Source organism: Pseudonocardia wallangbongensis (assembly GCF_054486945.1).
Genome location: NZ_JBRERS010000012.1, coordinates 35,367 through 58,789 on the forward strand (window position 1 = coordinate 35,367; position 23,423 = coordinate 58,789).

At 73.0% G+C, this 23,423-nt stretch carries 26 protein-coding genes; 12 read left to right on the plus strand and 14 right to left on the minus strand.

Translation table 11 applies throughout. From position 1 onward, the window contains the following. Nucleotides 1-4 precede the first annotated feature (4 nt). From sucB to lipB, 5 genes are all read left to right on the plus strand, one after another. Nucleotides 5-1,819 carry a 2-oxoglutarate dehydrogenase, E2 component, dihydrolipoamide succinyltransferase gene (sucB, locus tag ACU436_RS32895; RefSeq protein WP_459030937.1) on the plus strand — a complete coding sequence of 605 codons (1,815 nt, stop codon included), beginning with the start codon at nt 5-7 and terminating at the stop codon, nt 1,817-1,819. 70 nt (nt 1,820-1,889) lie between these two features. After that, nucleotides 1,890-2,783 (plus strand): TIGR01777 family oxidoreductase, encoded by an 894-nt coding sequence (locus ACU436_RS32900; RefSeq protein ID WP_459030938.1) that lies wholly within the window; start codon nt 1,890-1,892, stop codon nt 2,781-2,783. Between the two features lie 56 nt (nt 2,784-2,839). Then, entirely contained in the window at nt 2,840-3,448 is a 609-nt protein-coding gene (locus ACU436_RS32905; RefSeq protein ID WP_459030940.1) for a TetR/AcrR family transcriptional regulator, read from the plus strand. Between the two features lie 57 nt (nt 3,449-3,505). Continuing rightward, nucleotides 3,506-5,071: an FAD-dependent monooxygenase gene (locus tag ACU436_RS32910; protein WP_459030941.1), complete on the plus strand. Its 1,566-nt coding sequence runs from the start codon at nt 3,506-3,508 to the stop codon at nt 5,069-5,071. A gap of 5 nt (nt 5,072-5,076) precedes the next feature. After that, a complete protein-coding gene (gene lipB, locus ACU436_RS32915; protein ID WP_459030942.1) occupies nt 5,077-5,817 on the plus strand; it encodes a lipoyl(octanoyl) transferase LipB in 741 nt (246 codons plus the stop codon). A 15-nt stretch (nt 5,818-5,832) separates the two neighbouring features. On the opposite strand, the gene ACU436_RS32920 is transcribed toward lipB, so the two are convergent. Then, nucleotides 5,833-6,027: a hypothetical protein gene (locus ACU436_RS32920; protein ID WP_459030943.1), complete on the minus strand. Its 195-nt coding sequence runs from the start codon at nt 6,025-6,027 to the stop codon at nt 5,833-5,835. Between the two features lie 52 nt (nt 6,028-6,079). On the opposite strand from ACU436_RS32920, the gene ACU436_RS32925 reads away from it, so the two are divergent. Continuing rightward, entirely contained in the window at nt 6,080-6,553 is a 474-nt protein-coding gene (locus ACU436_RS32925; RefSeq protein ID WP_459030944.1) for an ArsR/SmtB family transcription factor, read from the plus strand. On the opposite strand, the gene ACU436_RS32930 is transcribed toward ACU436_RS32925, so the two are convergent. Beyond that, nucleotides 6,554-7,486: an LLM class F420-dependent oxidoreductase gene (locus ACU436_RS32930; protein ID WP_459030945.1), complete on the minus strand. Its 933-nt coding sequence runs from the start codon at nt 7,484-7,486 to the stop codon at nt 6,554-6,556. It lies immediately after the preceding gene. A 79-nt stretch (nt 7,487-7,565) separates the two neighbouring features. Between ACU436_RS32930 and lipA the strand changes: the two genes are divergently transcribed. Then, entirely contained in the window at nt 7,566-8,567 is a 1,002-nt protein-coding gene (gene lipA, locus ACU436_RS32935; RefSeq protein ID WP_459030946.1) for a lipoyl synthase, read from the plus strand. 4 nt (nt 8,568-8,571) lie between these two features. Here lipA and ACU436_RS32940 read toward each other — a convergent pair whose 3' ends face one another. Then, nucleotides 8,572-9,432, minus strand: coding sequence for an EamA family transporter (locus ACU436_RS32940; RefSeq protein ID WP_459030947.1), 861 nt, complete (start codon nt 9,430-9,432; stop codon nt 8,572-8,574). A gap of 115 nt (nt 9,433-9,547) precedes the next feature. On the opposite strand from ACU436_RS32940, the gene ACU436_RS32945 reads away from it, so the two are divergent. Together ACU436_RS32945 and ACU436_RS32950 are read left to right on the plus strand one after the other, a co-directional pair. Continuing rightward, nucleotides 9,548-9,988, plus strand: a complete 441-nt coding sequence (locus ACU436_RS32945) for an Lrp/AsnC family transcriptional regulator (protein ID WP_459030948.1) — start codon at nt 9,548-9,550, stop codon at nt 9,986-9,988. 41 nt (nt 9,989-10,029) lie between these two features. Further along, nucleotides 10,030-10,761: a DUF4191 domain-containing protein gene (locus tag ACU436_RS32950; RefSeq protein WP_459030949.1), complete on the plus strand. Its 732-nt coding sequence runs from the start codon at nt 10,030-10,032 to the stop codon at nt 10,759-10,761. Nucleotides 10,762-10,773: 12 nt separating this feature from the next. On the opposite strand, the gene ACU436_RS32955 is transcribed toward ACU436_RS32950, so the two are convergent. The 3 genes from ACU436_RS32955 to ACU436_RS32965 are packed head-to-tail and all read right to left on the minus strand — an operon-like array spanning nt 10,774 to nt 12,649. After that, on the minus strand, nt 10,774-11,634 hold the full coding sequence (locus tag ACU436_RS32955) for a MerR family transcriptional regulator (RefSeq protein ID WP_459030950.1): 861 nt from the start codon (nt 11,632-11,634) through the stop codon (nt 10,774-10,776). Beyond that, nucleotides 11,625-12,152, minus strand: coding sequence for a GyrI-like domain-containing protein (locus tag ACU436_RS32960; RefSeq protein WP_459030951.1), 528 nt, complete (start codon nt 12,150-12,152; stop codon nt 11,625-11,627). Before ACU436_RS32960 ends, ACU436_RS32955 begins: the two co-directional genes overlap by 10 nt. A 35-nt stretch (nt 12,153-12,187) precedes the next feature. Continuing rightward, nucleotides 12,188-12,649 (minus strand): RDD family protein, encoded by a 462-nt coding sequence (locus tag ACU436_RS32965; protein WP_459030952.1) that lies wholly within the window; start codon nt 12,647-12,649, stop codon nt 12,188-12,190. A gap of 169 nt (nt 12,650-12,818) precedes the next feature. On the opposite strand from ACU436_RS32965, the gene glnA reads away from it, so the two are divergent. Beyond that, nucleotides 12,819-14,240 (plus strand): type I glutamate--ammonia ligase, encoded by a 1,422-nt coding sequence (glnA, locus tag ACU436_RS32970; RefSeq protein ID WP_459030953.1) that lies wholly within the window; start codon nt 12,819-12,821, stop codon nt 14,238-14,240. A gap of 110 nt (nt 14,241-14,350) precedes the next feature. Continuing rightward, nucleotides 14,351-15,319: an alpha/beta fold hydrolase gene (locus ACU436_RS32975; protein WP_459030954.1), complete on the plus strand. Its 969-nt coding sequence runs from the start codon at nt 14,351-14,353 to the stop codon at nt 15,317-15,319. A 78-nt stretch (nt 15,320-15,397) separates the two neighbouring features. Here the strand turns inward: ACU436_RS32975 and ACU436_RS32980 are convergent, their stop codons facing one another. The 8 genes from ACU436_RS32980 to ACU436_RS33015 form a co-directional block, all read right to left on the minus strand. Further along, the gene (locus ACU436_RS32980) at nt 15,398-16,033 is read right to left on the minus strand and encodes a dihydrofolate reductase family protein (RefSeq protein WP_459030955.1); all 636 of its coding nucleotides are present in this window, start codon (nt 16,031-16,033) and stop codon (nt 15,398-15,400) included. Between the two features lie 109 nt (nt 16,034-16,142). Then, nucleotides 16,143-17,237: a pyrroloquinoline quinone biosynthesis protein PqqE gene (pqqE, locus tag ACU436_RS32985; RefSeq protein WP_459030956.1), complete on the minus strand. Its 1,095-nt coding sequence runs from the start codon at nt 17,235-17,237 to the stop codon at nt 16,143-16,145. Then, complete coding sequence (pqqD, locus tag ACU436_RS32990; RefSeq protein WP_459030957.1) at nt 17,230-17,478, minus strand: pyrroloquinoline quinone biosynthesis peptide chaperone PqqD; 249 nt, start codon at nt 17,476-17,478, stop codon at nt 17,230-17,232. The genes pqqE and pqqD overlap by 8 nt, the downstream gene beginning before the upstream one ends. 16 nt (nt 17,479-17,494) lie before the next feature. Further along, nucleotides 17,495-18,190 (minus strand): pyrroloquinoline-quinone synthase PqqC, encoded by a 696-nt coding sequence (gene pqqC / locus ACU436_RS32995; RefSeq protein WP_459030958.1) that lies wholly within the window; start codon nt 18,188-18,190, stop codon nt 17,495-17,497. Beyond that, nucleotides 18,187-19,077: a pyrroloquinoline quinone biosynthesis protein PqqB gene (pqqB, locus tag ACU436_RS33000; protein WP_459030959.1), complete on the minus strand. Its 891-nt coding sequence runs from the start codon at nt 19,075-19,077 to the stop codon at nt 18,187-18,189. Before pqqB ends, pqqC begins: the two co-directional genes overlap by 4 nt. A gap of 71 nt (nt 19,078-19,148) precedes the next feature. Then, entirely contained in the window at nt 19,149-19,238 is a 90-nt protein-coding gene (gene pqqA, locus ACU436_RS33005) for a pyrroloquinoline quinone precursor peptide PqqA (RefSeq protein WP_459030960.1), read from the minus strand. A gap of 48 nt (nt 19,239-19,286) precedes the next feature. Further along, the gene (locus tag ACU436_RS33010) at nt 19,287-20,978 is read right to left on the minus strand and encodes a PQQ-dependent dehydrogenase, methanol/ethanol family (protein ID WP_459030961.1); all 1,692 of its coding nucleotides are present in this window, start codon (nt 20,976-20,978) and stop codon (nt 19,287-19,289) included. A 12-nt stretch (nt 20,979-20,990) separates the two neighbouring features. Next, complete coding sequence (locus ACU436_RS33015; protein WP_459030962.1) at nt 20,991-21,455, minus strand: MSMEG_3727 family PQQ-associated protein; 465 nt, start codon at nt 21,453-21,455, stop codon at nt 20,991-20,993. Between the two features lie 267 nt (nt 21,456-21,722). On the opposite strand from ACU436_RS33015, the gene ACU436_RS33020 reads away from it, so the two are divergent. After that, nucleotides 21,723-23,162: a LytTR family transcriptional regulator DNA-binding domain-containing protein gene (locus ACU436_RS33020; RefSeq protein ID WP_459030963.1), complete on the plus strand. Its 1,440-nt coding sequence runs from the start codon at nt 21,723-21,725 to the stop codon at nt 23,160-23,162. Nucleotides 23,163-23,423 lie beyond the last annotated feature (261 nt).

Consider the following 23,423-nt stretch of genomic DNA (forward strand, 5'->3'; position numbering starts at 1 on the left):
CGAAATGGCCTTCTCCGTCCAGATGCCCGCCCTCGGTGAGAGTGTCACCGAGGGCACCGTCACCCGGTGGCTCAAGCAGGAGGGCGACCGGGTCGAAGTCGACGAGCCGCTGCTCGAGGTGTCCACCGACAAGGTCGACACCGAGATCCCCTCGCCCGCCGCCGGCGTCCTGCAGCGCATCGTCGCGGGCGAGGACGAGACCGTCGAGGTCGGCGGCGAGCTCGCCGTGATCGGCGGCGCCGACGAGGCGCCCGCCGACTCCGGCGGCGCCGGCGAGACGTCGCAGCCCGCCGCCGACGAACCCGCCGAAGAGGTGGCCGAGGCCGAGGAGGAGCCGGCTCCCGCTCCGGCCCCATCCCAGCAGGAGCAGCCGGCCGAGGCCCCGCAGGCCGCCACGGCGCCCGCGGGCGAGGGCACCGCCGTCCGCATGCCGGAGCTCGGCGAGAGCGTCACCGAGGGCACCGTCACCCGGTGGCTCAAGCAGGTCGGCGACCGCGTCGAGGTCGACGAGCCGCTGCTCGAGGTGTCCACCGACAAGGTCGACACCGAGATCCCCTCCCCCGTGGCCGGCACGTTGCTGGAGGTCACGGCGGCCGAGGACGAGACGATCGACGTCGGCGCGCAGCTCGCCGTCATCGGCGAAGCGGCGGCGGGCGGCGGGCGGGCCGCCCCGGCACCGACCCAGCCGGAGCCCCGGGCGGAGACCCCGGCACCGGCCCCGCAGGCTGAGCCCACCCGCCCGCGGCCCGCTCCGCGGCCGGCCGGCGACGGTGCCGCGGCCCCCGCGCCCGCAGCGCCCGCGCAGGCGCAGGAGCCGGCCGAGGAGCCCGTGGCGGAGGACGACGGCGCCCGCGGCGGCGCCCCGTACGTCACCCCGCTGGTGCGCAAGCTGGCCGCCGAGCACGAGGTGGACCTGTCCGCGATCAGCGGTTCCGGCGTCGGCGGCCGCATCCGCAAGCAGGACGTGCTGGCGGCGGCCGAGGCGAGGAAGCCGGCCCCGGAGCCCACCCCGGAGCCCGCGGCCCCGTCCGCGCCGGCGGCGGCCCCGTCGGCCGGGCCCGCGCGCCAGGTCCCGAAGCCTGCGGCCGGCGCGCCGGAGCCGGGCACCACGGTGAAGATGCCGCGGCTGCGGCAGCTCATCGCCCAGCGGATGACCGATTCGCTGCGGATCTCGGCCCAGCTCACCACGGTGCAGGAGGTCGACGTCACGCGCATCGCCGCGCTGCGGGCCCGCGCCAAGGGCGAGTTCGAGCGCCGCGAGGGCGTCAAGCTGACGTACCTGCCGTTCTTCGCGAAGGCCACGGTCGAGGCGTTGAAGGCGTACCCGCAGGTCAACTCGTCGATCAACGAGGAGACCAAGGAGGTCATCTACCACGGGGGCGTGCACCTCGCGATCGCGGTGGACACCCCGCGCGGCCTGCTCGTGCCGGTGATCAAGAACGCCGAGGACCTCAACATCGCCGGGCTGGCCCGCCGGATCGCCGACGTCGCGCAGCGCACGCGCGACAACAAGATCGGCCCCGACGAGCTGTCCGGCGGCACGTTCACGATCACGAACATCGGCAGTGCGGGCGCGCTCTTCGACACACCGATCATCAACCAGCCGCAGGTCGCCATCCTCGGCACGGGCAAGATCACCAAGCAGCCCACGGTCGTCACCGGCCCCGAGGGTGACGACGTCATCGCCATCCGCTCGATCTGCTACCTGCCGCTCACCTACGACCACCGGATCGTGGACGGCGCCGACGCCGGCCGGTTCGTGAGCGCGATCAAGGCCCGCCTGGAGGAAGGCGCCTTCGAGGCCGACCTGGGCCTCTAGGACCGGTCGTTCTCGTCCCGTGACCGGTCCCCGGTCGCGGGGCGGGGCGGCTTCCGCGAAGATCTCGGGCGTGCGTGTCGTGGTCGCCGGTTCGTCCGGTCTCATCGGTACCGCTCTCGTCGCCGACCTCCGGCACGCGGGCCACGAGGTCCTGCGGCTCGTCCGGCGGGCCCCCGCGGCCCCGGACGAGCGTGGCTGGGACCCTCCCGCGGGCCGGATCGACGACGGGACGTTGGACGGCGTCGACGCCGTGGTGAACCTGGGTGGCGCCGGCATCGGCGACCGGCCGTGGAGCGGGGCGCGCAAGCAGCTGCTGCGCGACAGCCGCAACGTCCCCACCGAGGTGCTCGCGGCCGCGGTTGCGCGGCACCGGGTCCCGACGCTGCTCAGCGCGTCGGGCGTGCACTTCTACGGCGACACGGGCACCCGTGTCGTGGACGAGACGGCGCCGTCGGGGACGAGTTTCCTGTCGGAGGTGTGCCGGGACTGGGAGGCCGCCACCGGCCCCGCCACCGAGGGCGGTGCGCGGGTGGTGCTGATGCGCTCGGGGGGCGTGCTGGCCCCGCACGGTGGGCTGCTCGGGCGACTGCGGCCGCTGTTCTCACTGATGCTCGGCGGCCGGATCGGCACGGGCCGCCAGGCGTTTCCCTGGATCTCCCTCGACGACGAGGTCGGGGCGATCCGGTTCCTGCTGGAGCACGACGAGGTGGTCGGCCCGGTGAACCTCGCGGGCCCGGAACCCGCGTCGAACGCCCAGTTCACCGCGGCACTCGCCGAGGTGCTGAACCGCCCGGCGCCGTTCGTCGTGCCGGAGGCGGTGCTGCGCACCGTGCTCGGGCAGCTCGCCGAGGAGCTCGTCCTCACCGGCCCGTTCGTGGTTCCGGCCGTGCTGCAGAAGCACGGCTACCCCTTCCGCCACCTCGCGATCCGCGACGCGCTGCAGGCCGCGGTCGAGCAACCCTAGAACATGCGCGATCGGCAAAATTGCCGAGCCCGCAAGTTTGCGCTAGCCTCGGTCCCATGGGGTTGCGCGAACGCAAGAAGCAGCAGACCCGCGCAGCACTCAGCTGGGCGGCGCTGCGCCTGGCCGTCGAACGCGGCCTCGCCGACGTCACCGTCGACGAGATCGCCGCGGAGGCAGGCGTCTCCCCCCGCACGTTCAACAACTACTTCACGAGCAAGTACGAGGCCATCGTGTGGCGGCACCTCGACCGCTTCGCGCGCATCGCCGACCAGCTCCGCCACCAGCCGGCCACCGCACCGCTCTGGACGGCGCTCGAGGGTGCCACGGGCGCGGTGTTCGGCACCTCCGACCGCACCGACCCCGGACCCTCGGCGGAGTGGACGGCCGGCGTGCGGCTGCTCCTGGCGCAGCCCGAGCTGCGCGGCGTGTTCGTGACGGCGTCCGCCACGGCCGAACGCGAGCTCGCGGCGGCCGTGGCGGAACGCACCGGCACCGACCCCGAGCGGGACATGTACCCGCGGTTGGTCGCCGCGGCGGTCGGGTCGGCCGTCCAGGTCGCCAGCCAGCAGTGGCTGCGCACCGACCCGCCGGTCGCGCTCGGCGTCCTGCTCGCCGAGGCACTGGACCAGTTCGCCGCCGGCCTTCCGGCACCACGTCCCGCATAGAGCCACATCCGAAGCGCGCCCCGCCGGGGCGCCGTCCCGTCCTGCCCTGGAGGACCCGTGTCCCCTGATGTCGTGATCGTCGGTGCCGGCCCGAACGGCCTGCTGATGGCCGGTGAGCTCGCGCTCGCCGGAGTGGACGCGGTGGTGCTGGAACGCCTGCCCGAGCCGTCCACGAGGCCCAGGGCCAACGGCCTGGTCGGCCGGGTGGTGGAGGCGCTCGACCGGCGCGGGATCTACGAGCTCTTCAGCGGTCACGAGGGCCCGCCGCGCCCGGTGCCCCGGTTCATCTTCGGGGCGATCCCGCTGGAGCTCTCCGCGCTCCCCGACCACGCGCTCCACGCACTCGGGATCCCGCAGCGGCGCATGGAGGAGCTGCTCGCGAAGCGGGTGGGCGAGCTCGGCGTCGCCGTCCGGCGCGGGCACGGGGTGACGGCGGTCCACCAGACGCCGGACTCCGTCACGGTCGACGTGCTCGGTCCGTCCGGGCGCTACCGCCTCGACGCGCGCTACGTCGTCGCCGCGGACGGCGGCACCAGCGCGATCCGCAAGCAGCTCGGCATCGGGTTCCCCGGGATCACCGACACCGGGTTCGTGTCCAGGTCGGGCCGGGTCGGGCTCACCGGCACCGCCGCGCTGGACACCGGGGAGCTGGACGTCCCCGGCCACGGCCGGCTCGCCCCCGCGATGTTCCTGCGGACCGAGACGGGGGTCTTCGCCTACGCGATGGTCGAACCGGGCTGCTACCGCATGAGCGCGTTCGAGTGGGACGAGAACGGCGGGGACGAGAACGGCGGGGAGGACGCCGACGAGATGCCGCTCGAGGAGCTGACCGCCGCCGTGCACCGGGTGCTCGGCACGGAGCTCCCGCTGACCGCACCGCCGGACGGACCGTACGAGCTGCGGCGCCGGGTGGGCGTCAACTCCCGGCAGGCCGACCGCTACCGGGACGGGCGGGTGTTCCTCGTCGGCGACGCGGCCCACGTGCACAGCGCCGTCGGCGGCCCGGGGCTCAACCTGGGCATGCAGGACGTGCTGAACCTCGGCTGGAAGCTCGCCGCCGCGGTGCACGGCACCGCACCCGCCGGCCTGCTCGACACCTACGAGAGCGAGCGCCGCCCCGCCGGGGAGCGCGTGATCATGCACAGCCGGGCCCAGAGCGCGCTGCTGTCCCCCGGCGCGAACATCACCGCCCTGCGGTCGCTCGTCACCGAGCTGCTGGGCGACACCGCGGCGGTGCGCCGGATCGCGGACCTCATGGCGGGGGCGGACCTGCACTACCCGGCACGGTTCGACGGGCCGGCCCACCCGCTCACCGGACGGTGGGCGCCGGATCTCCCGGTGCGCGTCGAGGGCCGGGAGACGCGGGTGGCCGAGCTGCTCAGGTCCGCCCGTCCGGTCCTGCTCGACCTGGCCGGCCGGGCGGATCTCACGGCCGCGGCGAGCCCGTGGGCCGACCGCGTCGACATCGTGACCGCCACGACCCCCGAGGCGCCCGCCGACGCCCTGCTGGTGCGTCCCGACGGGTACGTCGCGTGGGCGGGCGAGCACGACGCCGCGGGACTGCGGCAGGCCCTGGACCTCTGGTTCGGCGCATCGACCCTCCCGGCGGCGGGGGTAGCGTGACGGTCATGGTCACCCGCTCCTGCCGCCGCAGCGCCGAACCGCTGCGCATCGACCGCCTCGGCACCGTCGAGTACCGCGCCGCGTGGGACGTCCAGCGCGCCAACGCCGACGCCCGCCGTGCCGGCACCGGGCCGGACGTGCTGATGCTGCTGGAGCACCCCTCGGTCTACACGGCGGGCAAGCGCACGCAGCCCGAGGACCGGCCCACCGACGGCACCCCGGTCGTGGACGTCGACCGCGGCGGACGGATCACCTGGCACGGCCCCGGCCAGCTCGTGGGCTACCCGATCGTCGGGCTGGCCGAGCCGCTCGACGTCGTCGACTTCGTCCGGCGGCTGGAGGAGGCCCTCATCCGCGTCGTGCACGACGCCGGAGTCGTGAGTGCGGGCCGCGTCGACGGGCGCAGCGGGGTCTGGCTGCCGGCCGACGGCCGGCGCCCCGAACGCAAGATCGGCGCGATCGGCGTGCGCGTGCAGGGCGGGGTCACCCTCCACGGCTTCGCGCTCAACTGCGAGCCCGATCTCGCCGCGTTCGACCGGATCGTGCCGTGCGGCATCACCGACGCCGGCGTCACGTCGCTGTCCGCCGAGCTGGGCCGGCCGGTACCGGTGGCCGAGGTCGTCGACGCTGCCGCGGTGGCCGTCGGTGCGGTTCTCGACGGCACGCTCCCGGTCGCCGAGCACGTCGTGCCGCGGGCGGCCGCGCCCGCCGGGCTCGACCTGCGGCTGCACCCGGCCCTGCACTGATCAGACCGGCACTGATCAAGCCCGGTCTCGGCCCTCCGAGGCGCTGCCGTCCTCGTCAGCGGGCTTCTTCCGGCCCGCCGCGAACGCGATCCCGAACAGGAGCCCGATCGGGATGCCGAAGAGCACGTTGTCCAGGCTGACCCCGATGGCGAGGCCGAGGGGCAGTCCCATCGCCACGGCGGTCCAATCGATCTCCCGGATGCGCTGCATGCCGTCATCGTACCGGAAATCCGTAATTACGGAGAACGGGTAAGCTGATCGCATGACCGACGTGGCGGACCGGCTCGCCGACCTGGAGCGGCGGGTGGCCGCCCTGGAGGCGGCTGCACCCGCCCGCCCCGACAAGCCCGCGGCGGACGGGTCCGCCGGCATCGTCACGTACGCGGGCGAGGTACACCTGCACGGCGACGTCACCTGGGAGATCGCCCTCGACGCCGGCACGGCGCTCGCGCTCGACGACGAGCCCCGGGTCGCCGTGCTCGCCGCGCTCGGCCACCCGGCCCGCGCCCGGATCGTCCGCAGCCTGCTCCGCAGCGGGCCGTGCGGCACCGCAGCGCTGCAGGAGGCGGCCGGGCTCGCCTCCACCGGGCAGCTCTACCACCACCTGCGCTCGCTCACCCACAGCGGCCTGGTCGAGCAGGACGGTCGCGGCTCGTACCGGGTGAACGCCCGCGCGGTGGTGCCGGCGCTGGTGCTGCTGACCGCGTCCGCGGACGTGGCGGGCCAGCTCCGCTAGTCAGAGCTGGGGTGCCACCCGGGAGGCGATGAGCTCCACCTGGTCGAGGTCGGCGAGGTCGAGCAGCTGCAGGTAGATGCGGGTGATGCCGGTCTTCTCCCGCCACACCCCCAGCCGGTCGACCACCTCGGACGGGGTGCCGGCCAGCCCGTTCGCACGAAGCTCGTCCACCTCGCGCCCGATCGTCAGCGCCCGGCGGGCCACCTCGGCGTCGTCCCGGCCCACCGCGATCACCTGGGCCACCGAGCGCAGGATGTCGGACGGATCGCGCCCGACCACCTGGCACGCCGCGTCGACCCGCTCGAACTGCGCGGCGGTGACGTCCACCGGCGAGAAGCCCACGTTGAACTCGGCCGCGAACCGGGCGGCGAGCGCCGGCGTGCGCTTCGGGCCGTGTCCGCCCACGATCACGGGCGGGTGGGGCTGCTGCACCGGCTTGGGCAGCGCGGGCGAGTCGGTGACGGTGTAGTGCTCGCCCGCGAACGAGTACCGGTCGCCGGGCAGCGTGCCCCACAGGCCGGTGACGATCTCGAGCTGCTCGGCGAGCCGGTCGAACCGCTCCCGCAGGCCGGGGAACGGGATGCCGTAGGCGGCGTGCTCGGCCTCGAACCACCCGGCGCCCAACCCCAGCTCGACGCGGCCGCCGGACATCTCGTCCGCCTGCGCCACGGCCACCGCGAGCGTCCCGGGCAGCCGGAACGTGGCCGAGTTCACGAGCGTGCCCAGCCGGATCCGCGACGTCTCGCGCGCCAGGCCGGCGATCGTCAGCCAGGAGTCCGTGGGCCCCGGCTCACCGGAGACGTCGCCCATCTTGAGGAAGTGGTCGGAGCGGAAGAAGGCGTCGTAGCCCGCCGCCTCGGCGGTGGTCGCGACGCGCAGCTGGTCGTCGTAACTGGCCCCCTGCTGGGGCTCGATGAAGATCCGCAGGTCCACGGATCGAACCTAGTCCTGCCCCGCGGGCGGCCTCCGTGCAACCTCCGATGTGCGGATCCCCGGGGCGTAGCCTGGGGCCGTGACGATCGCACCCGAGGGTCGCAAGCTCCTGCGCCTGGAGGTCCGCAACAGCGAGACCCCGATCGAGCGCAAGCCTCCGTGGATCCGGACGAAGGCCCGCACCGGCCCGCAGTACACCGAGCTCAAGTCGCTCGTCCGCTCCGGCGGGCTGCACACCGTGTGCGAGGAGGCCGGCTGCCCGAACATCTACGAGTGCTGGGAGGACCGCGAGGCCACGTTCCTCATCGGGGGTGAGCAGTGCACCCGCCGCTGCGACTTCTGCCAGATCGACACCGGCCGGCCCGCCGAGCTCGACCGCGACGAGCCGCGCCGCGTCGCCGAGTCGGTGCGCACCATGGGGCTGCGGTACTCCACCGTCACCGGGGTGGCCCGCGACGACCTGCCCGACGGCGGGGCGTGGCTCTACGCCGAGACCGTCCGCCAGATCCACGAGCTCAACCCGGGCACCGGCGTCGAGCTGCTGATCCCCGACTTCAACTCCCGCGACGACCAGCTGGCCGAGGTCTTCGACTCCCGCCCCGAGGTGCTCGCGCACAACCTGGAGACGGTCCCGCGGATCTTCAAGCGGATCCGTCCCGCGTTCCGCTACGACCGCTCGCTCGGGGTCATCACGAAGGCCCGCGCGGACGGGCTGGTCACCAAGTCGAACCTGATCCTGGGCATGGGCGAGACCCCCGACGAGGTCACGGCCGCACTGCACGACCTGCACGAGGCCGGCTGCGAGATCATCACGATCACGCAGTACCTGCGCCCGTCGGCCCGCCACCACCCGGTGGAGCGGTGGGTCAAGCCGGAGGAGTTCGTCGAGCACTCCCGGGTGGCCGAGGAGATCGGCTTCGCGGGCGTCATGGCCGGCCCGCTGGTGCGCTCGTCCTACCGCGCCGGGCGGCTCTACGCCCAGACCGTGGCCCACCGCGGCGAGGAGCTCTCCCCCGACCTGGCCCACCTCGCGGCCGAGGGCCCGGCGGCCCAGGAGGCGAGCTCACTGCTGGCGCGCTGACCCCTCACGTCACCGTGGCCACGGAGCGGCGCTCGCGGTGCAGCGCCACGCCGCCCACCACCAGCACGACGCCGGCCACCTCCAGAGCGGTCGGCAACTGCGCGAGCACGATGATGCCGATCACCGTCGCGGTCGCCGGCAGCAGCGAGACCAGCAGCGCGTAGGTGGCGCGCGGCAGCCGGGCCATCGCGAGCTGGTCGCACACGTACGGGATCACCGACGACGCGATCCCCACGCCGATGCCCGCGGCCAGCGCCACCGGGTCGACGAAGGCCGGAGCCGCGTCCATGAGCCCGATCGGGACGGCCACGACCGCGGCGACGAGCATGGCCAGCGCGAGCCCGTCGATGCCGGTGACCTGCGGGTTCCGGGCCACCCGGTGGCCCAGCACGATGTAGAGCGCGAACAGCACCGCGTTCATCGCAGCGAACGCGAAACCCCACGGCTCGGCGACGAGGCGCACGTCGGAGAGCAGCCACACCCCGCCCACGGCCAGGCCGACGGCCGCGGCGTTGCGCGGCGTCCGCGCCCCGATCGCGGCCAGGACGATCACGGGCAGGAACTCGATCGCCGCGACGGTCCCGAGCGGGATCCGGTCGATCGCCAGGTAGAACACGCTGTTCATCACCGCCAGCACCGCGCCCCAGCCGACGACGAGCCGCCGGGTGCCGCCGTCGAGCCGGTGCCACCCGCGCCACGGCCTGCGCCAGAGCGCGAAGACGAGACCGGCGGCGGCGATCCGCAGCCAGGCCACGCCCAGGACGTCGATCCGGGCGAACAACAGCACCGCGAACGCCGGACCGAGGTAGTGGAAGACCGCGCTCCCGACGAAGTACGCGTGCGGTGGCACCCGGCTGCTCTGCATCCGCTTATCGTTGACGGCCCGATCGGTAGGAGCCATGGCCATCGGAAGGCGGAAGGGCGCCATGACCTCGTCCCGTACACCTCGCATCCCGAACGGCCTTCCGGACGGAAGGTCCGTGCTCGACGACGTGAACCGGCGCATCCTCGCCCTGCTGAGCGAGGACCCCCGGCAGAGCGTGGCGCAGCTCGCCCGCCGGGTCGGGATGTCCGGGCCTGCGGTGCGCGAGCGCGTGGCGCGCATGGAGGAGACCGGGGTGATCCGCGGCTACCGGCTCGACGTCGACCCCGCCGCGCTCGGCCTCCCCGTCACCGCGTGGGTGCGGGTCCGTCCCGGCCCCGGGCAGCTCCCGAAGATCGTGGAGCTCGCGGCGCGGCTTCCCGAGGTCAGCGAGTGCCACCGGATCTCGGGCGAGGACTGCTTCCTGCTGAAAGTGCACGTCGCGGCCATCGACGCGCTGGAAGAGGTCCTCGACCGGTTCCTGCTCCACGGCCAGACCACCAGCTCGTTCGTCGTCGCCACGCCGGTGCCGCCGCGCACGCCGCGTCTCGACACCTGACGCGCGCGGTGCCACTGGCGCGGCACCCGTATCCTCGTCACATGGCCGGTGGGAAGCCCGACAAGGAAGCGAAGCAGGCAGCCAAGCGCGCGCGGCGCGCGGCGTCCAGGGCGCGCTACAAGCAGATCTGGCAGGCGTTCCAGATGCAGCGCCGCGAGGACAAGGCGCTGCTCCCGATCATGGTGGGCGTCCTGCTGCTGTCCGTGGCGGTCTTCTTCGTGATCGGGCTGTTCTTCGGCATGCAGTGGATCCTGCTGCCGCTCGGCGTCGCGGTCGGCCTGCTGGCGGCGGTCAGCATCTTCGGCCGCCGCGTCCAGCGCAACGTCTACAGCAAGGCGGACGGGCAGGCGGGCGCCGCGGGCTGGGCCCTGGACAACCTGCGCGGCCAGTGGCGGGTCACCCCCGGCGTCGCCGGCACCACCCACCTCGACGCCGTGCACCGGGTCATCGGCCGGCCCGGGATCATCCTCGTCGCCGAGGGCGCCCCACACCGCGTCAAGAGCCTGCTCGCGCAGGAGAAGAAGCGCACGGCCCGCGTCGCCGGCACGATGCCGATCTACGACGTGGTCGTCGGCAACGACGAGGGCCAGGTGCCGCTCTCCAAGCTGCAGCGCCACCTCATGAAGCTGCCGCGCAACATCAACCGCCAGGAGATGGAGTCGATGGAGGCGCGCCTCGCCGCCCTCGGCTCCCGCGCGGCCGCCATGCCCAAGGGCCCGATGCCGGCCGGGGCGAAGATGCGCAGCGTGCAGCGCACGGTGCGGCGCCGCTAGCCGCAAACCCGCTCACACACCAACTTCCGCGCTCACACACCAACTGCAGTTGCTGTGCGGACGCACGAGTTGGTGTGTGACCGCCGGCCCGACGCCCATCCAGCCATCCGGCGCCAGCGCCACCGCCACCCGCGTCACCAGCTCCGCCGGCTCCGCCGTGGCCGGGTCGGTCAGGTACGTCTCGGTCACCGGGCCGGCCGGGCGGTGGCCGAGCCCGCGCACGTGCTCCAGCAGCGCGGCGTAGGCCAGCGGGAGCTGCGGGTACGGGCCGACGTGCAGGGTGGTGGCCCACGCACCGCCGGGCAGCGCGGAGTCACCCGCGGCTGCGGGCACTCCGACCAGCACGTCGAACTCGTCCACCAGGTCGAGCGGGAAGACCGCGACCAGCGGGGTGCGCCCGGCGTCCGGGAGCTCCCGCAGCGCGGCCCGGCACAGCGCAGCGGTGCCCTCGTCGAGGGCGTCCGCCCGCACCCGGCCGGTGCGCCCGGACAGGTGCACGGGCGGCCGCCCGGCGATCGTGACGGCGTAGGGAACGTGCTCGGGCGCCCGGCGCAGCGCGTCGATCGTGCGCAGCGCCTGCTCCCGGCGGGCCAGCTCGGCGGCCAGCCGCTCGCGCTGCTCGCCGAGGACGGCGGCCACCGCGGCGTCGTCGGGCGCGGACAGCACCTGCCGCACCACCGGCAGCGGAACGTCGAGGCCGCGCAGCAGCGCGATCGTCGTGGCCGTCCGCACCTGCTCCGCGCGGTAGTAGCGGTAGCCGGAGTGCGGGTCGACCGATGCCGGGACGAGCAGCCCCTCGGTGTCGTAGTGGCGCACGGCCTTGACCGTGAGCCGGGCCAGGCGGGCGAACTCGCCGATCGGCATCAGACCCATCGGCTGACCGGGACCTGCAGGAACGTCCGCATCCGGACCGGCGGCGTGGTGGCCGGATCGGTGAGGTAGACCTCCGTGTGCGGGCCGGCCGGCGCGAGGCCCGCACGCTCGACGAACGCGTACAGCGCCGCGAGCGACGGCCCCTCGTCGGCGTACGGGCCGTGGTGCAGCAGCCGCGCCACGCGCTGTGCCGCCGGGCTGCGCAGGTGCACCGGCGCGCCGAAGCGCCGGCCGGCCGTCTCGACGGCCTGCGCGGTGACGTGCGCCGGCGCGGGCACGAGCAGGCGCCAGTGCCAGCCGCCGGGCTCGGCGAGGTCGAAGCGCAGCGGGTCGCCGTCCTGGCTGTAGCTGCCCTCCAGCGGCACGTCCTCGCGGGCGCCGAGGGCGGCCCGTACGGCGAACAGGGCGCGGACCGCCCTCGTGAACTCCGGTGCCTCGGGCGCGCCGGTGCCGTCGACGGTCAGCACGGCGCGGGCGGGCAGGTCGACGAGCTCCGGGGTGGCGGTGTCGGTGTGCATGGGAGTGGACGCTCCGGTCTCCCCCACGGGGAGGGTCAAGCCCGGCTGCGGACCACGACCGTCCGCGTGGCGCGGTCGTGCCAGCCGCAGCCGTCCTCGTCCCGTGCCAGTGGCGGCAGCACGAGCGCGATCATGGCCGTGCGCAGCAGCGCCCGCGGCACCCCGATCACCGCGGCCGAGTCCAGCGACGCGACCCGGATCCCGAGCGCCGTCATCCCCGCGCTCGCCCCGAACACGGCCACCGGAACCGCCGTGAGCAGGTACCAGATCCCGAGCACGTACCAGCCGATGTTCTTCTCGCCCAGCGCGTCGGAGCCGAGCAGCAGCGCCGTGATCCCGTAGCCCAGCAGCCAGTCGATCGCGAGCGCCACGAACCGGCGCCCGAGCCCCGCCGCCGAGCTGACGCCCGTGGCGGGCAGCCCCAGCCGCTCCCCCGGGTACGGCTCACCCGCTGCCGGGGAGGCGCCGGGCAGCCAGGACTCGATCCAGCGGGCCATGAGGCATAGCGTATGCGTGCGCGATGTGACGAGGACCTGCCTCCCGGCGGGTCCGTTAACGTCTGTGAAACGACCGAGTGACCGCTGGGCAACAAGCCCGCCATAGGTTCGCGGCCAGACGAGGGCAGCAGTCCTACCCGACCACCGTGTCGCACGAAGGAGTCAGTGGGTGTTCAGCAACTCCGAAGAGGTCCTGAAGTACATATCGGACGAGGGTGTCGAGTACGTCGACATCAGGTTCTGCGACCTCCCCGGAGTGATGCAGCACCTCACGGTCCCCGCCGCCACGGCCGGTGACCTGCTGGAGAACGGCGCCGCGTTCGACGGCTCGTCGGTCCGCGGCTTCCAGGCGATCAACGAGTCCGACATGGCGCTCCTCGCCGACGCCGCCACGGCCCGCCTCGACCCGTTCCGCAAGCACAAGACGCTGAACATCAACTTCTTCGTGCACGACCCGATCACGGGCGAGCCCTACAGCCGCGACCCGCGCAACGTCGCCCGCAAGGCCGAGGACTACCTGCGCGCGTCCGGTGTCGCCGACACCGCGTTCATGGCGCCCGAGGCGGAGTTCTACATCTTCGACTCGATCCGCTTCGGCTCCAACCCGCAGGAGACCTTCCACCACATCGACTCCGCGGAGGGCTGGTGGAACACCGGGCGTGAGGAGGCCGGCGGCAACCTCGGTTACAAGGTCAACTACAAGGGCGGCTACTTCCCGGTGCCGCCGGTCGACCACTACGCCGACCTGCGCGCCGACATCGTCAGCAACATGACCGCCAGCGGCTTCGAGGTGGAGCGCGAGCACCACGAGGTCGGCACCGCGGGACAGGCCGAGATCAACTACAAGTTCAACACCCTGCTCCACGCGGCCGACGACATCATGCTCTTCAAGTACCTGGTCAAGAACACGGCGTGGCAGGCAGGCAAGACCGCCACGTTCATGCCGAAGCCGCTGTTCGGCGACAACGGCTCGGGCATGCACGTCCACCAGTCGCTGTGGAAGGACGGCCAGCCGCTCTTCCACGACGAGTCCGGCTACGGCGGCCTGTCCGACATCGCCCGCTACTACGTCGGCGGCCTGCTGCACCACGCCCCGAGCCTGCTGGCCTTCACCAACCCGACGGTGAACTCCTACCACCGCCTGGTGCCGGGCTTCGAGGCCCCGGTCAACCTGGTCTACTCGGCCCGCAACCGCTCGGCGTGCATCCGCATCCCGATCTCGGGCAACAGCCCGAAGGCCAAGCGCGTCGAGTTCCGCTGCCCCGACTCGTCCGGCAACCCGTACCTCGCCTTCTCGGCGATGATGATGGCCGGCCTCGACGGGATCAAGAACAAGATCGAGCCGCCGGCCCCGATCGACAAGGACCTCTACGAGCTGCCGCCCGAGGAGGCCAGGGACATCCCGCAGGTGCCGGGCAGCCTCGGCGCGGTCATCGACCGGCTCGAGGCCGACCACGACTACCTGCTCGAGGGTGGCGTGTTCACCCCCGACCTGATCGAGACCTGGATCGACTACAAGCGGGAGAACGAGATCGACCCGCTGCGGCTGCGCCCGCACCCGTACGAGTTCGCCCTGTACTACGACGTGTAGATCGTCGCAACGGTCTGACGCACCGAGGGTGGACGAGCGGCACTCTCGTCCGATAGAGCTGGACGAACGTGCCGCTCGTCCATGCCATTCGCTTCACTAGGTTCACCGGCATGGACGCCACCGCGATCAGCCACCGGTCCGTCGACGTGCACGGCCTGCGGATGCACCTGGCCGAGGCCGGGCCCGCGGACGGGCCCGTCGTCCTGCTGCTGCACGGGTTCCCGGAGTGCTGGTACTCCTGGCGCCACCAGCTCGTGGCCCTCGCGGCCGCGGGCTTCCGGGCCGTCGCGCCCGACCAGCGCGGCTATGCCCGCACCGACGCGCCCGGGGACGTCGCGGACTACACGATCCTGCACCTGGTCGGTGACGTGATCGGGCTCCTGGACACGCTCGGCGCCGAGCAGGCCGTGGTGGTCGGGCACGACTGGGGTGCCCCGGTCGCCTGGCACACGGCGTTGCTGCGTCCCGACCGCGTGCGGGGTGTCGTCGGGTTGTCGGTGCCGTACCGCAGCCGTGGCCCGGCTCGGCCCACCGAGGCGTTGGCCCAGCGCTTCGGCCCCGGCTACTACATGCTCTACTTCCAGCCGACCGGCGTGGCGGACGCCGAGCTGGCAGCCGACCCGCGGGCGACGTTCCGGCGGTTGCTCTCGGCCACGTCCGGCGGGACGTCGCCGCTGCTGCCGGTGATCGAGCAGGGCGTGGGCCTCCTGGACCTGCTGCCCGAACCGGAACGCCTCCCGGCCTGGCTCGCCGAGCAGGACCTCGACGCCTACGTCGACGAGTACCGCGGCCGCGGCTTCACGGGCGGGCTGAACTGGTACCGCAACCTCGACCGCAGCTGGGAGCTCACCGCCGCCTGGCACGAGGCGCCGATCACCCGGCCCGCCCTGTTCGTGGCGGGCGAACAGGACCTGGTGATCGCCGGCGTGCCCGCCGACCTCCTCGTCGACGCGCTGCGCGGCGCGCTCACCGACCTGCGCGGCGCCACCCTGCTGCCCGGTTGCGGGCACTGGACCCAGCAGGAACGGCCGGAGGAGGTCAACGCGGCGATCATCGAGTTCGCCGGGGCGGTCAGCTGACGGGAGCGGCCGCAGCGTTCACCACGGGCGGCGCGTAGCCCGCCGGCTCGTCGCCGATCCCGGGACCGAGGACCCGGGTCATCCGGCACCGGCACGGGTGAACGTCACATGGGTGACCCCGCTGGGCGAGGAGACCGACTCGACGTCGTAGTCGTTCTCGAGGCCCTCCAGCCCGTCCCAGAGGCGTACGCCGCGCCCGAGCACGATCGGGACCACAGCGGTGTGCATGTGGTCGATGAGCCCGGCCGCGAGGAACTCGCGGATCACCGTGGGGCCGCCGCCGATGCGCACGTCCTGGCCGTCCGCCGCCTTGCGGGCCGCCTCCAGCGCCTCGGCCGGCGAGGCGTCGATGAAGTGGTACGTCGTGCCGCCCTCCATCTCGATCGACGGGCGCGTGTGGTGGGTGAGGACGAAGACCGGCGTGTGGAACGGCGGGTTGGGCCCCCAGGCACCCTTCCACTCCGGGTCCTCGTGCCATCCGGGGTGGCCCCACTTCCCGGCACCCATGATCTCGGCGCCGATCCCCCGGTCGTGCTGCCGGGTGAAGACGTCGTCGACGCCGCCGCCCCCGCCGGGCTGCCACCACGCGGTGGTGAACATCCACTCGTGCAGCCGCTCCCCGGCGTGACCGAAGTGCGCGGTGGCGCTCTGCCCCTCACCGGTGCCGAAGCCGTCGAGCGAGATGGCGAAGTTGTGGACGCGGACGAGTGACATGGCCGGCGCTCCTTCGGTGATCGGGCGGTCGCGGTGGTGCAGGTGCTGTGTACACCGCGGACGCCGGCGGGTGGGCGAATCCGCCGCCGTCACCGGGAAGATGGCGCGATCACGGCGCTGGCAGCGACCGTGGGTGCGGGCGAGGGGTGAGCGCGAGCTCCCGCGGGCGCGCCGGATCGTTGGCGGCGCGCACCGCGGCGGCCACGATCTCGTGGTCCGGGGAGAGGTGGCAGACCGGATCGGTGCGGGCCGCGTCGCCGGTGAGCTGGAACGCCTGGCAGCGGCAGCCGCCGAAGTCGATCTCCCGCCGCTCGCAGCTGCGGCACGGGTCGGGCATCCAGTCCGTTCCCCGGAACCGCTGGAAGAGCGGCGACTCGTCCCAGATCCACTCCAGGCTCCGCTCGCGCACGCTGGCCCGCGGGAGCGGGAGGGCCTGCGCGGTGGGGCAGGGCAGCACGTCGCCGTTGGGCGCGACGGTGAGCTGGTGGTGGGCCCAGCCACCCATGCAGGGTTTGGGGTAGCGGCTGTAGTAGTCCGGGATGATGTAGAAGATCTCCATGTCGCCCGGCTGCTCGCGAGCGGCGCGCACCGCGGCCTCGGCGCGGTCGAGCTGCGCCCTGCTCGGCAGGAGGCCGTCGCGGTTCAGCAGGCCCCAGCCGTAGTACTGCGTGTTGGCCAGCTCCAGCCGGTCGGCGGCCAGCTCCCGGGCCAGTTCGACGATCCCCGGGATCCGGTCGATCGTGTCGCGGTGCAGCACCGCGTTCAGCGTCAGCGGCCAGCCCAGCTCCTTCACCAGCCGCGCCGCCGCGATCTTGCGGTCGAACGAGGGCGTGCCGGCGACGCGGTCGGAGAGCTCCCGCTCGTCGGCCTGGATGCTGATCTGGACGTGGTCGAGGCCCGCCTCCCGCAGCTCCTCGGCGCGGCGGGTCGAGAGCCCGAGCGCGCTCGTGACGAGGTTGGTGTACATGTCGAGCTCGCCGGCCCGGCGCACGATGTCGACGAGGTCCCGGCGCTGAAGCGGCTCGCCCCCGGACAGGTGCAGCTGCAGCACCCCCAGCTCCCGCGCCTCGGCCACCACGCGCAGCCACTCCTGCGTGGTCAGCTCGTCGCGGTAGCCGGCGAGGTCGAGCGGGTTGGAGCAGTACGCGCAGTGCAGCGGGCACGCGTAGGTGAGCTCGGCGAGGAGCCCGAACGGCCTATCCACGGCGGACCTCCAGGAACCTCCTGGCGGCGAGGCGCCCGAGGAACCGCCGCACGTCGTCCTCGGGGACCTGCCGGTACCGCTGCCGCAGCCCGGTGAGGATCTCGGCCACGGTGCGCTCGCCGTCGCAGAGATCGAGGATCGCCGCCCCCGTCGCGTTCAGGACGGAAGCCGTCTCCGGGGAGAGCAGCACATCGGTGTTCCGCGCCCGGTCGAACGACCGCCGAACGTGCCGCGCGAGCACCGGGCGGTCGGTGTCCTCAACGGTCGGGGTAGGCCGTGTCGATGGCATCGAGCATGCTCCAGAGGACGTCGTTCTTGAACGCCAGCGCCGACACGGCCGCCTCCTGCTCGGCCGGCGTCCGGCAGTACTGCGTCACCACCTCGAGCGCGTGCTCGGAGTCGCGGGGCGCCTGGGTGAGGCGGGCCCGGAAGTAGGCGAGCCCGTCGGGGTCGATCCACGTGTAGCGCCGCTCGAAGGCGGCGAGCCGCTCGGCCATGAGGTCCGGGGCGAACAGCTCCGTCAGCGACGAGGCGACCGCCTCGACCCAGGGCCGGGTGCGGGCGAACGTCAGGTACGCGTCCACGGCGAACCGGACGCCCGGCACGACGTGCCGCTCGTCCGCCACCTCCGCCCGGGAGAGCCCGACGGCCTCGCCGAGCCGCAGCCACGCCTCGATGCCGCCCTCGCCGGGGGCGGCGCCGTCGTGGTCGACGATGCGGCGGATCCAGCGGCGGCGCACGTCCGAGTGGGGGCAGTTGGACAGGATGGCGCCGTCCTTGCGGGGGATGTTCGCCTGGTAGCAGAAGCGGTTGGCCACCCAGCCCCGCACCTGCTCACGGCTCAGCAGGCCCTCGTTCATGCGACGGTGGAACGGGTGCAGCGAGTGGTAACGCCGGGACTGGGCACGCAACGCCGACACGAAGGCGTCGGTGTCGGACAGGACCGCCGTCATACCTGGACCTCCAACCCGTCCATGGCCACCTCCATGCCGCGCTCCTCGACCATCCGCCGCTCCGGCGAGTCGTCGAGGAGGATCGGGTTCGTGTTGTTGATGTGGATGTAGACCTTCCGTGCGATCGGGAGCGGGGCCAGCTGTTCGAGGCTCCCCCCGGGCCCGTCGATGGGCACGTGCCCCATCTCGCGGGAGGTCTTGGCGGCCAGCCCGAGCCGGACCATCTCGTCGTCGCGCCAGCAGGTGCCGTCGACGAGCAGGCAGTCGCAGCCGTCCAGCTGGTCGCGCACCGGCGCGAGGTCCTGCACACCCGGCAGGTAGACGGCGGACCGCCCAGTCCGATCGTCGGTCAGGCGGTAGCCCACCACCCGTCCCTTCTCGGTGCCGGAACCGAAGCGCGCCCGCTTCGTGGTCGGCACGTCGAAGGCCCGGTACGACAGCCCGGCGCCGAGCGGGACGTCCGCACCCGGCACGACCGGGTGCCAGCGCACCGGGCAGTACGCCTCGAGCGTGCGCAGCAGCCCCGTGCCGTCGGCGAGCGTTTCGCGCATCGCCTCGGTGGCGTGCACGTCGACGCCCCGCCCCTCCCGGAGCAGCAGCAGACCGAGCGTGTGGTCGAGTTCGGCGTCGCTGAGCAGCACCGCGTCCAGCGGCGTGCCCCGGTCGTCAGCCGGGTGGAGCGCGGGGAACGACTCGATCTGCGCCTGCACGTCCGGCGAGGCGTTCAGCAGGTACCACGTGCGCCGGTCGGCGCTCACCGCCACCGACGACTGCGTGCGGGGCCGGCAAGGCCGGGAGCCGTCGCGGACCGCCCGGCAGCCCGGGCACCCGCAGTTCCACTGCGGGAAACCTCCCCCCGCCGCCGATCCCAGCACGCGAAGCCACATCGTCGGCGTCCTTTCCCGAGTGCCCCGTTCCGGGGGACGCCGGCATCGGCCGGCGTCCCCCGGAGCCGGAGTCAGTCCTCCATCCGAGCGACGTACATCGTCACCTCAGGGGCACACGCGATTTCCTCGATGTCGGGGGACTCCCACTCGACGAGCTCCATGGTTGGTCACCTCCTCCCGTCGTTCCCGGCCCGGCGGATCGATCGCGACTACGACTCCGGGAGGGCGAAGACGATCAGCGCGCTGCCGTGGCCGGCACCGAGCATCCCGGGCAGGAAACCTTCCGCCCATCCACCCCAGCCGACCGGCACGGCGACGTACTGCCTTCCGTCCACGCTATACGTCATCGGGCCGCTGTGGTGGCCGCTGCCACACTGGAACTGCCACAGCTGCTCCCCGGTCCGCGAGTCGAGGGCGTTGAACTCGCCCGAGGGCTCGCCGGCGAACACCAGGTCGCCGCCCGTGGCCAACGTCGAGGCGCACATCGGGAGCCGGGCGCGCCAGCGCCACTTCTCCTCACCGTTCCCGTCGAACGCGCTGACGGACCCGGTCATGTCCTCGAGGTCCACGTTCACGCCCGCGCCCCAGTACGGGATGCTCTCCTTGAACTCCCGGCGGCGCCGGGTGGCCGTCGCCCCGACGTCCTGGACCGGCACGTAGAACAGCTCGGTCTTCGGGCTGTAGGACGCCTGGGTCCATTCCTTGGCGCCGGCCGGACCCGGGTAGAAGTGGACCGGCTCCCCCTCCTTCTCGGGGTACACCTTGGCCGTCACCTGGCCGTCCCTCGTGATCGCCCCCCACGTGATCCGGTCCACGAACGGGGTGATCTGCACCAGCTCACCGTTCGTGCGGTCGAGGACGAAGAAGTACCCGTTCTTGTCGAAGTGGCCGAGCAGCTTGCGCCCGCCCATCTCGAACAGGATGCACTCCGAGATGCTGTCGTAGTCCCACACGTCGTGCGGGGTGCACTGGTAGTGCCACTGGATCCGGCCGCTGTCCACGTCGACGGCGACGATGCTGTCGGTGTAGAGGTTGTCACCCGGGCGGACCTCGCCGTCGAAGTCGGGCGCCGGGTTGCCGGTGCCCACGTACAGCAGGTTCGTCTCCGGGTCGAACGTGCTGGTCAGCCAGCAGTTCGCGCCGCCCCGCGCCCACGCCTGGCCGTCGGCCGGCCACGTCTCGCTGCCGGGTTCGCCGGGCTTCGGGACCATGTAGCAGCGCCACTGGTGCTCGCCGCTGTCGATGTCGAACGCGTCCATGTGACCGCGCACGCCGAACTCGCCGCCCGAGCTCCCCACGACCACCATGTTCTTGATGATCAGTGGCGCGACCGTGGCGCTCTCCCCGGCCCGCACGTCACCGTAGGTCTTGTCCCAGACCTTCTTCCCGGTCTCCGCGTCGAGCGCGATGATGTGGGCGTTCCCGGTGACCATGAAGACCTTGCCCTGGGCGACCGCGACCCCGCGGTTCACGTTCCCGCAGCACAGCGACACGTCGAAGGGAACGGCGTGCTTGTACCGCCAGATCTCGTTGCCCGTTCGGGCGTCGAGGGCCCATGCCCAGCCGTCCCAGCCGCTGACGAACATCACGCCGTCGACGACGATCGGGGTGGCCTCGAACGCGTACGTGGACGCGCCGGCGATCATGCCGCTCGTGCCGGCCTGGAAGATCCACGCGGGCACGATGCGCTTGACGTTCTCCGTGTTGATCTGGTCGAGCGGGCTGTACCGCTGCCCGTCGTACGCCCCGTAGTAGGTCAGCCAGTTGTGGGGTTCCGAACGGGCGTTGCGGATGCGCTCGTAGTCGAGGCGGGCCGCCACCGGTGGAGCGGTACCGTGCTTGCCGCTCAGCGTTCCCTGGTCGATGGCCTCGCCCGCGTCGACGTAATCAGCAGTCGTCATGACCTCTCCTCCCTACGGCCGCGGCTGGTCGGGTCGGTCGAGCTTGGCCTCGGGTGGGACGTCGCCCAGCACGACGATGGCGCCGGTGAGTCCCCGGCCCTCGTCGTTGCCCGTGGGTGAGCTGTACCAGTAGTAGCCCGGCCCGTCGAGGTTGAGCGTCGCCCGGCCCCGGGAGTGGTTGACCAGCCAGATGAACTTCCGGTCGCCATTGCTCGGCAGCAGCGCGCAATGCGTGTTCCGGTCGTCGTTGATCAGCGTGAGCTCGAGATCGCCACCGTGGGGCAGGACCAGGATCTGGGGATCCCAGGTCAACTCGTCCTCGTTGATCCGGACGGTCGCCTCCATCCGGCCGTCGCCCCGTTCCGTGGCCTGTCCGATGTTGCCGGTCCCCAGCACGTGCCCCAGGGGCCCCTTGTTCTGCGCATCCAACCCGAGCTTGCTCAGCAGGGCGGACCGCTCCTGCGCGGTACTCGTCACCGACTCCTACCTCCTGTTGCGGTTGTCCTCGTCGACAATCCGACCGATCTCGATCTTTCGATGCCTCCTCCGATGGCTAGGTGGGGCACAAGATGCGCCGTCGCGTCGCGCGTTCAGCCCCTAGGAGGACCGTCACCCGGGTGGCTAGCCTGGTGTGCGGCTGGTCGTGCCGCACAGGATGTTGCCCATTCGGGTAATGGCCACTCGGTGCGCGCGCCCGATGATCCGATCCTGGATCGCGACATGCCGCGTCCAAAGGGGGATGGGGTGAACGGCGCACAGGAGCGAACGAGCGGGGCAGCACGCGCAACGAACGGCGTGGTGCTGTCCGACGACGCCCTCCGCACGACCATCGCCGCCTGGGAGCGCTTCGCAGCCGGAGCAGAGTCGGTGCGGGGGGTGCGGCCCGAGATCCTCATGTCCTGGTACCGGTGCCGCGAGGAGTACGCCGTCGACCCCGAGCTGGACCGGGCACCACCCGCGGCCGAGGTGGGCGCCCACTCGATGGACCACGACGTGGTGTACACCGAGCTGGGCGGTCAGGCCGCGTCCGCCGCCCGGGAGCTCGGCGGCATCGACGGCGTCGTCACCGTGACCGACGGCGACGGCCGGATCCTGGGCACCTGGGGCAGTAGCAAGTACATCCTCAACCTGGCGACGGAGAGCAACCTCGCCCCGTGGGCCACGTGGTCGGAGTGGGCGAGCGGCACCAACGGCATGGGCACGGCCCTGGAGAGCCACCGCCCGGTGCTGGTCCGCGGACCCGAGCACTGGTGTCGCGGCTTCCAGGGATGGGTGTGCGCCGGGGTCGCGGTGCGCGACGCCGTCACCCACGACCCGCTCGCCGTCCTCAACATCTCCAGCTGGCAGGCGTCGCTGTCGGACGCGGTGCTCCCCTGGCTCGGCCGGGTGGCCGCCACCACCGAGGCGAAGCTGCGGCAGCGGGCACACCTCAGCGGCACGCAGCTGGCGGCCGCCCTCACCGACTTCCGCGCCGCGCCCGCCACCGCAGTGGCCGCCGTGGACCTGGCCGGGAACGTCGTGCTCGCCAACAGCGAGGCCGCCATGCTGCTGGGCACGCCGGCCGACCAGCCCGCCTACTCCCCCACCCACCGCTGGACGCCCCAGCTCTCGACGCTGCCGCGCCTGGTGCGGCGCGCCGTCGAGCGGGCCCGCAAGGACCCGAGCTGGACGGGCTCGACGCTCGTGTTCGTACCGTTCCTCGGGGTCACGATCCCGGTGGCGGTGCACCCGGTCTTCACCGGCACCCAGCTGATCGGCGTCCTGCTCGCGTTCGGGGCCTCCGACGACGCCACCGCCATCGACGCGCCCCCGGCCGAGCCCGCCCCGGGCCTCCCACCCAGCCCGGTACCGAGCCGCGTCGTCGCCCAGCGGGACGACCGCTGGGTGCTGCTCGACCCGCGCGAGATCCGCTTCGCGGAGGCGGACCACAACACCGTCTGGTTGACCACCGACCAGGGGCGCCTGGTCGCCACCACCCGCGGCCTCGACCGCCTCGAGCAGCAGCTCGAGGACAAGGGCTTCCTCCGCGTCCACCGCCGCTTCCTGGTGAACCTCGGGCGGGTGCGCGAGGTCGAGCAGGGCTTCAAGGGCGCGCTGTTCCTCGCCACCGACGCACGCACGCGCGAGACCATCCCGGTCGCGCGCCGGCACGCCACGCGGCTGAAGCACGCGCTCGGCCTGTGACCTGGCGGCGCGCGCCGGTCACCTCGGCGTGGGCTCGCCCGGGTGCCGGGCAGGTCGGGCTGTACCTGGTCGGTGGGCCTCCGGTGGCGCCGCGCATCGTGCGGGGCCGCCGCCCCTCACCTCTGCGACCCCTACGGCAGGCTGCGCGGGTAGGCCGGGGCCTGCCCGGTGGGTGCGCGGCGCCACCGGAGGCGGCCTCTTCGTGATCAGCTGTGGCCGGGCGCCCTCGGGTGGGCGCTGCGGCGAATCTCGGACCGATCA